We start from the raw sequence: 11728 nt of genomic DNA, 5'->3' as shown, positions 1-11728 counted from the left end.
CGGCCGGCGCGCCCGCCCGCTCATGCGCCGGCCAGTGCCTTCGTCAATTCCGGCGGCGCGTGCGCGACCGTCACCTGCGGCGTGCCATGCCACGCCGCCAGCCGTTGCACGGCCTTCGCGACATCGGCCGCGAGCCCCGTGCCGAATCGCACGCCGGGCTCGACGTGCACGGCCTTCAATTCGAACGTGCCGAGCGCGCGATGCGCTTTCGCGTCGACGCGTCCGATCAGCCGGCCGCGATGCAGCACCGGCAGGCAGAAGTAGCCGTAGCGCCGCTTGTGCGCAGGCGTATAGCACTCGATCGTGTAGTCGAATCCGAACAGCGTCGACGCACGCCGGCGGTCCCACACCACCGGATCGAACGGCGACAGCAGCGTCGTCACCGTCGAGCGCAGCGTGTCCGCCGCGGCGGCCGGCAGCAATGCGTCGAGCGAGCAATGCACGTAGGCCGGCTCCTTCCAGCCGGCCACTTCGACCGGAATCAGCTCGCCCGCGCCTGCGAGCGCGTCGAGTTCGGCACGATACGAGCGGCGCGGCAGCCGGTAGTAATCGGCGACCCAGTCCGCGCGCACGACGCCGAGCGCGCGGCAGGTGTAGTCGAGCAGCGCCGGCAGCACCGCCTCGCGCGGCGGCAGGTCGCGCGCATCGTCCCAGTCGGGCAGCACACGTTCGCGCACGTCGTAGATCCGCTGGAAATTGCGGCGCTCCGATACCATCAGCTCGCCTAACGTGAACAGCACTTCCAGGTGCTTCTTCTCGGGTTTGCGGTCCCACCAGCCGTTGCCTGTTACGCCATCCTCACGGACGAAATCCGCCGATTTCACCGGGCCTTGCGCGCGGATCCGCGCCAGCAGCGAGTCGATCTCCGCGCGATTCTGCGCGTGCCAGTCGGCCGCGTATTTCCATCCCATTCCGCGCGGGTCGAGCATCTTGTAGCGCATCAGCCCGAACTGCTCGACGGGCAGGAAGCACGCTTCGTGCGACCAGTATTCGAACAGGCGCGCTTCGGCGAGATGCTCGTCGAGCCAACGCGGGTCGAAGTTGCCGACGCGGCTGAACAGCACCAGATACGGGCTGCGCGCGACGACGTGAATGGTGTCGATCTGCAATTGCGCCATGCGGCGGATCGCATCGAGGACGTCGGCCTTCGTGGCCTTGCGGCGCGGCGGGGTCAGCAGGCCCTGCGCGGCGAGATGCAATGCGCGGGCGGCGGCGGGCGAGAGCGTGAGCATCGGGACGGCGGCTGAGGTGGCGGTCGGGCATCACTGTAGCGCGAAAGCGGCGCGCGCGTGCACGCCGCGTGTCTGACAATGCTTGACAGATGCGCGGCCCGAGTTTCCTTATAGTGCTGCCATGACGCGATGAAACAGGCGCGCAACGATTCGGCTTCCGACGCACATATGTCAATGGCACGCAGGAAGCAGATCCGGGATTCTCAACCCCCACGAGGAACCCGGAGCCCTGAGCGGACATCCATGCGGCTGTGCACCGGCCCCGTGTGGATGTCCGCTGTTTTTTTTCGTGGTCCGTTACGAACCGAATCTGTTTCTTCTGCCCATCTGGCGCATCATTTCCGCTTGCCGCGCGCGACCTCGTCGCCGGCGCCCGGCGGCAGCCGGCGCGTGATCGGAATCGACGCGAACGAGCACAGCCCGACCACGACGAACGCGGGCCAGAAGTCCGACCACACCATCGTCTGATGCCCCTGCAGCCAGTGTGACAGGTGCAGCACGAGGCCGGCGACCGTCACGCCGAGCCCGAGCGACATCTGCTGGACGACGCTGCCGAGGCTCGTCGCGCGCCCTGCATCGGCCTGCGAAATATCGGCGTAGATCATCGAGTTGAGGCTCGTGAACTGCAGCGCGGGAAAGATTCCGCCCACCAGCACGATGGTCCAGATCGCCCAGGTCGGCATGCCCGGATGGAACACGCCGTATGCGGCGATCGCGAGCCCGGCGAACGCGGCGTTGTAGATCAGCACCGTGCGAAAGCCGAAGCGGCGCAGCGTATGAGTGGCCGTCGAGCGGCTCACCGCGCCGCCGAGCGCCGACGCGCAGGTGATCAGCCCGGAGTGGAACGCGCTCATGCCGAGCCCTTCCTGCAGCGCGAGCGGCAGCAGGAACGGCACCGCGCCGAGGCCGATCCGGAACAGCGAGCCGCCTACCACGCTCGCGTGGTAGGTCGGAATCTTCAGGAAGCTCAGATCGAGCACCGGCCGCGTCTTGCGGCGCGCGTACGGCACGTACAGCGCGAGCATCGCCGCGCCGACCGCGCACATCGCGATCGCGTTGCCGCGCGACGTGAGCGCGCCGTCGATCAGCGTCAGCCCCATCAGCAGCAGCGCGGCGCCGCTCGCCGACAACAGGAACCCGAACCAGTCGAGCGGGCCGGGATCGGGCTCGTGCGTGTTCGCGATGTGCTTGCTCGCCAGATAGATGCCGTAGATGCCGATCGGTACGTTGATGAAGAAGATCATCCGCCAGTGCAGATAGGTCGTGATGAAGCCGCCGACCAGCGGCCCGAGCGTGGGGCCGAACAGCGCGGGAATCGCGAGGTAGTTCATCGCGCGCACGAGCTCGGCGCGCGGCACCGCGCGGAAGATGATGATGCGGCCGACCGGCACCATCATCGCGCCGCCGACGCCCTGCACGAAGCGCGCGAAGGTCAGCAGGCCGAGCGAGTTGGAGGCCGCGCACAACAGTGAGCCGGCGACGAAAATGCCGATCGCGGTGCGGAATACCGAACGTGCGCTGAAGCGGTCGGCGAGCCATCCGCAGATCGGGATGAAGACGCCGAGGCCGACCACGTAGGCCGTGATCGCGATGTTCAGGGTGACGGGACTGTGCCCGAAGTCTCTCGCCATCGCGGGCAGCGCGGTGACGATGATGTTGGCGTCGACGCTTTCCATGAACAACGCACAGGCAACGATGAGCGGTGCTAGAAAGACGGGCGACATGGGCAGGGCGCGCGGTAAAGGCGCCATTATGCCCACATTGTGGTGATCGCGTCACGCAGCCGTGCGCGTGTTCCGCATGTTGCAATAGTCGTTCCTGTTACGGCGTCGCGAAGCAGAGACGACTGCGCCGGCGCCTCGGCTCCCGGCGACGCGCCCCCCCGACTTGCGCGCGTCGCGCGTTTCGTGCGACAGTCCACCCACATCTGCGAAACACCACAATGCGCATCGATCGACGGCCATCGAGACGAGCGCCCGCGCGAACGAGACCCCTGCCGATCCACTGGCCACCGAAAGGAGGGGACACGTCATGACATCGCGTCGCGCCGAATCGATCGCATCACATCCCGGTCTGCATCCGTCCACGTCCATGCCTGCGCTGCGTCCGCGCTGCGCGGCCGTGCTTGCCATCGCTTATCTTGCCGTCGCCGGCTGCGCCGCACAGGCCGACAATGCGAACCACGCGGCGAGCCAGCCCGCGATGCAGACGGCCGCAACGCCGGCAAGCGCCGCAGCGGGCGCGCTGCTGCCGCCGCCGAGCCAGCTGTACGGCGACCTGTTCGTCGCGGTGCAGACCGCGCAGCTCTATCCCGACCAGAAGACGTTCGTCGACGCGACGCCCAATACCGATCCGGCGACGATCGTCCAGTTGTATCAGCAACAGAAATCGCAGCCGGGCTTCTCGCTGAAGGCGTTCGTCGACCAGTACTTCACGGCGCCGCCGCAGGGTGGCGTCACGCCGCCCGCGAACCTGACGCTGCGTCAGCACATCGACTGGCTGTGGCCGCAGCTCACGCGGACCACGACGAGCGTGCCGCCGTACAGTTCGCTGGTTCCGATGCCGAAGCCGTACGTCGTGCCCGGCGGCCGGTTCCGCGAAGGCTACTACTGGGACACCTATTTCACGATGCTCGGGCTGCAGGTGTCGGGGCGCGAGGATCTGGTCGACGACATGCTCGACAACTTCGCGTACCTGATCGACACGGTGGGCCACATCCCGAACGGCAACCGCACGTACTACGCGAGCCGCTCGCAGCCGCCGTTCTTCGCGTACATGGTCACGCTCGCCGCGCGGGCGGAAGGCGACACGGTCTACCAGAAGTATCTGCCGGCGCTGCGCAAGGAGTATGCGTACTGGATGCAGGGCGAAAGCGCGGCGCCGCGCGGCGAGGCCGTGCGCCACGTGGTCGCGATGCCGGACGGCGCGGTGCTCAATCGCTACTGGGATGCGAGCGACACGCCGCGCGACGAGTCGTATCTCGAGGACGTGACGACGGCGAAGGCCGTGCCGAGCCGTCCGGCGAACGACGTGTACCGCGACCTGCGCGCGGGCGCCGAAAGCGGCTGGGACTACAGCTCGCGCTGGTTTGGCGACGGCAGGACGCTCGCGACGATCCGCACGACGTCGATCGTGCCGGTCGACCTGAACAGCCTGATGTTCCATCTCGAGACGACGATCGTGAAGGGCTGCACGGTCGCGCGCGACGTCGGATGCGTGGTCGATTTTTCCGCGCGGGCCGCGCGCCGCGCCGCCGCGATCAACCGCTATCTGTGGAACCGCCGCGGCTATTACGGCGATTACGACTGGCAGTTGCGCAAGCCGCGTGACGGCGTGACGGCCGCTGCGCTGTATCCGCTGTTTGCCGGCGTCGCGTGGCCGGAGCGCGCGAAGGCGACCGCGCGCGAGGTACGCAAGACGCTGTTGCAGCCGGGCGGCCTCGCGACGACGACGCAGAACACCGGCCAGCAGTGGGATGCGCCGAATGGCTGGGCGCCGCTGCAATGGATCGCGATCGAAGGGTTGCGGCGCTACGGCGAAGCGGCGCTCGCGAAGGACATCGGCACGCGCTTTCTCGCCGACGTGAAGCACGTGTATGCGACCGAAGGCAAGCTCGTCGAGAAGTACGTGGTGGAGGGCGCCGGCGAGGGCGGCGGCGGTGGCGGGGAATATCCGCTGCAGGACGGCTTTGGATGGACCAACGGCGTCACGCTGAAACTGCTCGGGTTGTATGGGGAGTAGCGGCGGTTGGCGCTGACGTGTGGCGACTAACGTGCGTTGGTCGAGACCTGATCTCCCGGTCAGCGGGAGATCAGGTCGGGGATTGCTTTGGGGTTGCTTCGTCAAGGGGGCGCGATCGACCCTGAGCGGTCAGTCAGGTTTGCCGTTAGCGGTCATTCAGCTTGAGGCTTGTGCTGGTAGGATTCACGTCCGGTTGGATGAATCGGAGCAATTCAGCAAATGAAATTCAACATCGAAGGGAAGGCGGAAATCATCGCGCCAACGCCACGACAGATCACTCACGCACTGAAATCGCTGCGCAGCTATGGCAAGTCATCTTATGCGTCTTTGACTGATGCTAGTGGTAGCTATGTGCAGGTAGCGGGCGGCGGCGTAAGTTGCATGATTGAGCGTTTCCAGTTCGGTGCGCAACGGTGGAGAGCATTCCACGACAAATCGTCACCTGTACGCCCAGACGGCACCATCCTAGTCTTCCGGGCGGGCAACATTCCGATGCGCTCAGATGAATGGTTCATGGCTGACCAGGTTGTGGAGGTATTTCTGGCCTTCCTCAACGGCGCACCGTACCCACCATTTGTTCATTGGCGGCCAGCGCCGGGCTTTTAAGGAGGCATCCGCCAGGAGACACTTTCTGCCGGCTTCTGTATCCCGAACTGTCAACGTTTCGAGGTTCGCGTTCGACTGACCGAAAATGGCCGAACCGAGTCAGCCGATCTGGTTCTGTCTATTTGGTCTAGCCGGCCTTAATACAGCTAACGGCAATCGGCTGCGACCGCCGGGGATCAGCTGCCGCAGCAGTAGCCGAAGCCCAATCCCCAAGCCGACTGCCCGTTCAACCACGCACCGCACTGCCGCGCGAGCGACGGTGAGGTGCGGCACCTCCCACCCAACCCGCCCATCAGAACGTAATCGTAGTGCGCACCCCGATCACCGTTTCATCCCCGATGCGCGCGCCGGCCGCGTTCGGGTTCGGGATCCCGCCGCCCGGCCGGAAGAAGTGCTGCAGGTCGGCCTGCAACTGCCACCACGGCGCGACCTGATACTGGTAGGTCGCTTCGATCACCGTTTCCGCGCGGCGCACCGGGTAGCCGGGCGTCTGATACGTGCCGGTGTCGCCGTCGAGCGCGCGCGCATGCGAGCCGATCTTGGTATAGCCGATCGCGATGCCGGCCGTGTCGTCGTCGCGGCCGCGGAACGGCGCCTTGAGCGTGATGCCCGCATTGGCCGCGAAATCGACGATGTTGCGATCGCCCGGCGCGCCCATCACGCGCGCGAACACGCCGACCGAACGCGGGCTGTCCGGCGCCGGCCGCCAGATCATCTGGTCCGCGCCCGCATAGAAGCCGTAGTTGCCGTGATGCGTGGCCGCAATCCCGTTGCTGGCGGGGTTCGCGAGCGACAGCCCGTCGGTGCCGACGCGCGGATCGTTCGCGTGCTGCGTCTGATACCAGAAGCCGATCTTGTAGGTGCCGGGCAGGCCGGCCGGCGGCGGCGCCTTCGGGTCGGACGACGGCGCGTTCAGCGCGTACTGCAGCTCGCCGATCACGAATGCGCCGCTGCGCAGGTTGAAGTTGGTGCCGTGCGCGTTCAGCGTCTGCGCATCGCCGTCGCTGCGGCCGGCCGCGTTGCCGTCGTAGACGCCGATCATTGCCGTCCACGCGTCGGCCGGCTTCACGCGCAAGCGCACCCCGAGCGACGACAGCGGATACGCCGGGCCGCCGGCCGGCAGGTCGGTGGCCGGCAGCACCGGCCAGCCGAACGTCGAGTTGATGAACGTCGCCGCGTACTGGCTGACCATGAACTCCTGGTCGACGCTCTGCTGGCCGATCCTCACGTCCGCCTTGCCGTCGAAAAACGCCTGCTGGTACCACAGCTCCCACAGGCGCGTGGTCGAATTCGCCTCGATGCCGGTCGCCGTCTGCAGCGTCTGCAGATAGCGCGACGTGAGGTTGGTGCCGTGGATCTGCAGCCCCGACACGTTGAACGTGCCGCCCGGCAGCCCGATCGCCTTCTGCGCATCGACGGTGAAGCCGAACTGCGTGAGCCCCTGATAGGCGCCGCCGCGCTGCGTGCCGCCCGCGGCGTTGTACAGGTACTCGCTGGTTTCCTGCAGGTTCAGCGTGACGCCGTGCTCGCCGAGCACGTCGCGCAGGCCGCCGATGTTGCCGAACAGGTTCGACCGTTCCCACAAACCGGTGGGCTCGGCAGCATCGGCGGCCTGCGCGGGGGCAGCGGCGCCGCTCGCGCCGGCAGCCGGTTCCGGCGCGGCGGCGGGCGGCAGTGCCTGCGCGAGCGCCGGAGCGGACGCCAGCGACAGCAGCAAGGTGGCGAACGCCGGCAGGCGTGGCTTGCGAGCAACGGGTTCGAGATGGTTCTTCATGTGATTTCCGTGTGGCGGTCCGATCAGTGAGATTGATGAAGAAAGATTGCAGTGCAGCGCGCGTTGCTAAGCGCGCGTGGCGATGCCCGTTACGGCAGCCAGCCGGCGACGCGCGAAACCTGCGCGAAGCCGACTCGCGATGCGCTCGCGCAGAGCAGCGCGCCGAGCGCGACGGCCGCGGCCATCGCGGCGAGCAGCGCGCAATCGAGCGCGCGCCACGCGGCACGCAGCTGCACGCGTGCGGCGTCGCGCCGGTGGCGGCGTGCGTGCGCAAGCGGGGAGCGCCTGCCGAGCGCACAGCGCGTGCGTCCTGCCTGCAAGCATCGCTCGAGTCTGAGTGAAAACGATTGAACGACCATGACGCTGCCTCCGGCCGCACCGGCGCAAGCCGGACGGCGTGATCGAGCGCGGGCGCGGCACGCGGCCTGCGATCGGCGATTGAAACGTAACGGAGCGTGCGACGGACGTACCGGCAATGCCGGCCGAAGGAAGCGCGCTAACCCGACTGATGCGAGCTAGCGGCGAAAGACGTGAGCCTGGCTGCTATCTCGCGATGGCTTGGCCGGCCTGAACCGGCCCCGAACTGCAACTGGAGCTAGTGTCCACGGAGGGGACTCCCGTGATGAATTTGGGGCGGATTGTAGTCGCGATTTTTGCTGCGGTGCAAGCAAAAATCGCATGAAAGCTGCGGTCGCGGCGCGCCGATGCGCGCTGACGAGCCCCTGGCGGCGGCGCGACGCAGCGCGTCAAAGCGTGCCCCGGCGGGCGTTGCACCGTTGTTCGCGCGCATCGGCGCAACGCCGCGCCGCGACGCGCTGAAAGGTTGCGCCGCGTGATGTCGAGCGCAAATCTTTCAGCGTCGGCGGCCGCGAAAATTATTTCGGGAAATGGCGTTTCCAGGGGTTGACTTCACTTTCGGGCGATCCATAGAATCCGGCATCTTCACTCTTGGGGCCGCCGCCTTGGACGCCTGCAGTAGTCGATCTTCGAACGAAATTTCCGCCTGAGCGACCGACGTCCGCGCCTCATCGAAGCCGCCGTTTGTCCGTCAGGCAAACGGTGCGCGCAGCAGTTTCCGCAGTAACTCCCTACGTGCACCCTGATTCGCGCCGGTCGGCGTGATGCGTTCGCGCATCCGCATTCCGGTCTCGCCGCCGCCCGTTGTGCGGCCGCGTTCGCGCATGCGTTCCGCCTGCGCCCGAACGACGGTCCGCGCGCCGCGCGGCGGCCAACCGTGTTCTCCGGAACACCGCACAGGAGCCGCCATGAACGACAGTGACAGTTGTCCCTTACGCCCGTTGCACCCACCGACCCAATTGAACCGGGATCGCAGGGACCTTCCGGCCGACTAGCCTGACGCATCGTTCAGCCCCGGACTGGCCCCGCGCCCACCACGCGGCCCGGCACGCATGCCGCCCGCCAAGGAGCCAGATCATGAACTTCGGCCTTCTGCTGTCGAACCTTCCGCACGTCACGGAATCGCGCCGTCACTACGACGCGATGCTGACGCTCGACGCCCGCCCGCGGGTGTTCTCGCGCTTCATCTCCCGCTTGAAGTCGCTGTTCCACTGAATCGCAGCACCGAGCAAGCCTCGGCATGCGCGCGGCGGCCGCTCCGCGCGCGTATGCCAAGGCCACGCGCTTGGCCAAACACATCTGCCGTACGGAATTCATCATGTCCACGCCATCGAACGTCTCTCCACCGATCGCCGTCGAACGCAGCGCCGTGCTCGACGAAGCCCACCTGGGCGACATCCGCGGCGCGCTCGGCACGATCGCGCATCACGACACCGCCGCGCGCGGCACCTGGTGGGCGCGGCTGCGCACGCTGCTGGCGATCATCGGGCCCGGTCTGATCGTGATGGTCGGCGACAACGATGCCGGCGCGTTCGGCACCTATACGCAGGCCGGCCAGAACTACGGCACGACGCTGCTGTGGACGCTGCTGCTGCTCGTGCCGGTGCTGTACGTGAACCAGGAAATGGTGCTGCGGCTCGGCGCCGTCACGGGCGTGGGCCATGCACGGCTGATCTTCGAGCGCTTCGGCAAGTTCTGGGGTGCGTTCAGCGTGATCGACCTGTTCCTGCTCAACGCGTTGACGATCGTCACGGAGTTCATCGGCATCACGTTCGTGCTCGCATTCTTCGGTCTCCCGAAGGTGGCCGGCGTGTGCGTCGCGGCCGCGCTGACGATGGCCGCGGTGAGTACCGGCGACTTCCGGCGCTTCGAGCGCTTCGCGATCGTGCTGTGCGTGCTGAGCCTGCTGCTCGTGCCGGTGCTCGTGTCGATCCATCCGCCGGTGTCGCAGATGTCGCGCGACTTCTTCATCCCGAACTGGCCCGCGCACGCGAAGCTGTCGGACGTGATGCTGCTCGTGATCGGCATCGTCGGTACGACGGTCGCGCCGTGGCAGCTGTTCTTCCAGCAGAGCTACGTGATCGACAAGCGCATCACGCCGCGCTTCATGAAGTACGAGAAGATCGATCTGTGGATCGGCATCGCGTTCGTGCTGATCGGCGCGGTCGCGATGATCGGCTTCAGCGCCGCGCTGTTCGGCGGCCATCCGGAAGCCGGCAACTTCACCGATGCGGGCGGCATCATCGCCGGCCTCGAGAAATACGCGGGCCGCACGAGCGCGACGCTGTTCGCGGTCGCGCTGCTCGACGCATGCATCATCGGCGCCGCGGCCGTGTCGCTGTCGACCGCGTACGCGATCGGCGACGTGTTCAAGATCCGCCATTCGCTGCATCGCGGCGTGTCCGACGCGAAGGGCTTCTATCTCGTCTACTTCGGGATCGTCGCGGCCGCGGCCGCGCTGGTGCTGATTCCGGGCAGCCCGCTCGGCCTCTTGACCGAAGCGGTGCAGACGCTCGCCGGCGTGCTGCTGCCGAGCGCCACGGTGTTCCTGCTCGTGCTGTGCAACGATCGCCAGGTGCTCGGGCCGTGGGTCAACTCGACGCGGCTGAACGTGTTCACGGGCGCGGTGATCTGGGTGCTCGTGCTGCTGTCGATCATCCTGACCGCCTCGGTGATGTACCCGGACATCAGCGGCGAAGCGATCGTCGACGTGCTGGTGGGCGGCACCGTGCTCGCGATCGCCGGCTATCTCGCGACGGTGCTGATCCGCCGCAACCGGCGCGTCGTCGAGCCCGGCATCGACCGCTCGCTGCGCGACGCGTGGCGCATGCCGCCGCTCGATTCGCTCACGCCGCAGAAGATGACCGTCGCGACGCGCGTGTGGATGGCCGTGCTGCGCGGCTATCTGGTGGTGGCGGTGGGCTTGGTGATCGTCAAGGTCGTGCAGATGACGTTGCTGAAGTAGCGCGGCGCGCGGTGGTCGCGCCACATGCGAACATGCCGGCCCGCGAGGCCGGCATGTTCGTTTACGCAGTAGCATGAGCGGTTGCTTACGCCGCTGCGTTGCCCGCGTCAGATCAACTCGAGCTTCGACGTGAGGTACGTGAGCTGAATCCGGTTCGCGACGCCGAAGCGCTTGCGCAGCTTGCGCAGGTGATAGTCGACGTTGTGCGCGCTGGTGTCGAGGCGCCGGCCGATCTCCTTGTCCGAGGCGCCTTCCGCGATGCCCAGCAACAGTTCCTGCTCGAACGGCGTGAGCCCGTTGATCGCGCGTTCGCGCGACGTCGCGATCAGCTGCGGCGACGCGAACTTGTGCACCGACAGCCCGATCGACAGCGCCTGCTCGATCGTCGTCGGCGCGATCCATTCGCGGGTGCGGCGCGGCGCGGTGAAGCTCATGAACGCATGCAGCCGGGTGCCGGGCACGGCCATCGAATACATGATGCCGCTGCACATCCCGTCGTCCTGCATCGTCTGCAGGAAACCGTCGAGCGCGGCCGACGTCACGCACGGGCCGCCGTCGCGCTCGCGATGCTCGCGGCGCAGCTGTTGCAGATCCCACACGATCGGCATGTTGCACACGCGCGCGCCGAGCGTGCGCGGATCGACGTCGTGATGGCTGTGGCGCACGTAGTCGCCGCGGTAGGTGGCCGGCGTGAACGCCTCGTGCAGATAGAGACTCTCGACGCGCTCGCGCGAGAACTCGAGCGCGAAATACGCGAAGGTCGAGAAGCCGGTCAGGTGCAGCAGGCTCGCGACGATCCGGTTGCGCTCGGCCGTGCTTTGCGCCTGCGCGAGCGTATCGGCGACGCCGAGCTTCGGCGCGTTCGGCTGCGCGACCTCGCCGAGCTTGACGTCGTCGCACCAGACGACCTGCACCGGCCGCTCCCTCGACGCATTCGCGTTCGCGATCGGACGCTGCGACGAACGGGCCATGCTGCCTGGGGCGACCGCTTCTTCATGCAATGCAATATCGGACATGAGCCATCCCTCGGAATCGACGCGCATCGCCGGGCAG

General features: G+C 67.1%; 9 protein-coding genes. 4 read left to right on the top strand and 5 right to left on the bottom strand.

The genetic code is table 11. The features are described 5' to 3' along the window. Nucleotides 1-20: 20 nt before the first annotated feature. A complete protein-coding gene (locus MYA_RS23765) occupies nucleotides 21-1232 on the bottom strand; it encodes a winged helix-turn-helix domain-containing protein (RefSeq protein ID WP_014725416.1) in 1212 nt (403 codons plus the stop codon). A 335-nt stretch (nucleotides 1233-1567) separates the two neighbouring features. Continuing rightward, entirely contained in the window at nucleotides 1568-2956 is a 1389-nt protein-coding gene (locus tag MYA_RS23760) for an MFS transporter (RefSeq protein ID WP_014725415.1), read from the bottom strand. A gap of 307 nt (nucleotides 2957-3263) precedes the next feature. Between MYA_RS23760 and treA the strand changes: the two genes are divergently transcribed. Beyond that, nucleotides 3264-4973, top strand: a complete 1710-nt coding sequence (gene treA / locus MYA_RS23755) for an alpha,alpha-trehalase TreA (protein ID WP_014725414.1) — start codon at nucleotides 3264-3266, stop codon at nucleotides 4971-4973. 219 nt (nucleotides 4974-5192) lie between these two features. Further along, on the top strand, nucleotides 5193-5579 hold the full coding sequence (locus MYA_RS30335; protein WP_080957615.1) for a hypothetical protein: 387 nt from the start codon (nucleotides 5193-5195) through the stop codon (nucleotides 5577-5579). A gap of 292 nt (nucleotides 5580-5871) precedes the next feature. On the opposite strand, the gene MYA_RS23750 is transcribed toward MYA_RS30335, so the two are convergent. Both MYA_RS23750 and MYA_RS23745 read right to left on the bottom strand, forming a co-directional pair. Then, on the bottom strand, nucleotides 5872-7353 hold the full coding sequence (locus MYA_RS23750; RefSeq protein ID WP_014725413.1) for a carbohydrate porin: 1482 nt from the start codon (nucleotides 7351-7353) through the stop codon (nucleotides 5872-5874). 89 nt (nucleotides 7354-7442) lie between these two features. Then, the gene (locus MYA_RS23745) at nucleotides 7443-7673 is read right to left on the bottom strand and encodes a hypothetical protein (RefSeq protein WP_014725412.1); all 231 of its coding nucleotides are present in this window, start codon (nucleotides 7671-7673) and stop codon (nucleotides 7443-7445) included. Nucleotides 7674-8787: 1114 nt separating this feature from the next. Between MYA_RS23745 and MYA_RS32010 the strand changes: the two genes are divergently transcribed. Together MYA_RS32010 and MYA_RS23740 are read left to right on the top strand one after the other, a co-directional pair. Beyond that, nucleotides 8788-8925: a hypothetical protein gene (locus MYA_RS32010; protein WP_014725409.1), complete on the top strand. Its 138-nt coding sequence runs from the start codon at nucleotides 8788-8790 to the stop codon at nucleotides 8923-8925. A 103-nt stretch (nucleotides 8926-9028) separates the two neighbouring features. Further along, a complete protein-coding gene (locus MYA_RS23740; protein WP_011882616.1) occupies nucleotides 9029-10675 on the top strand; it encodes an Nramp family divalent metal transporter in 1647 nt (548 codons plus the stop codon). A gap of 107 nt (nucleotides 10676-10782) precedes the next feature. Here the strand turns inward: MYA_RS23740 and MYA_RS23735 are convergent, their stop codons facing one another. Beyond that, nucleotides 10783-11691, bottom strand: coding sequence for a helix-turn-helix transcriptional regulator (locus MYA_RS23735; protein WP_011882615.1), 909 nt, complete (start codon nucleotides 11689-11691; stop codon nucleotides 10783-10785). Between the last annotated feature and the right edge of the window lie 37 nt (nucleotides 11692-11728).

It is taken from the genome of Burkholderia sp. KJ006, assembly GCF_000262695.1.
GTDB classification, from domain to species: Bacteria; Pseudomonadota; Gammaproteobacteria; order Burkholderiales; family Burkholderiaceae; genus Burkholderia; species Burkholderia vietnamiensis.
This window is presented reverse-complemented; position numbering and strand designations above follow the sequence as displayed.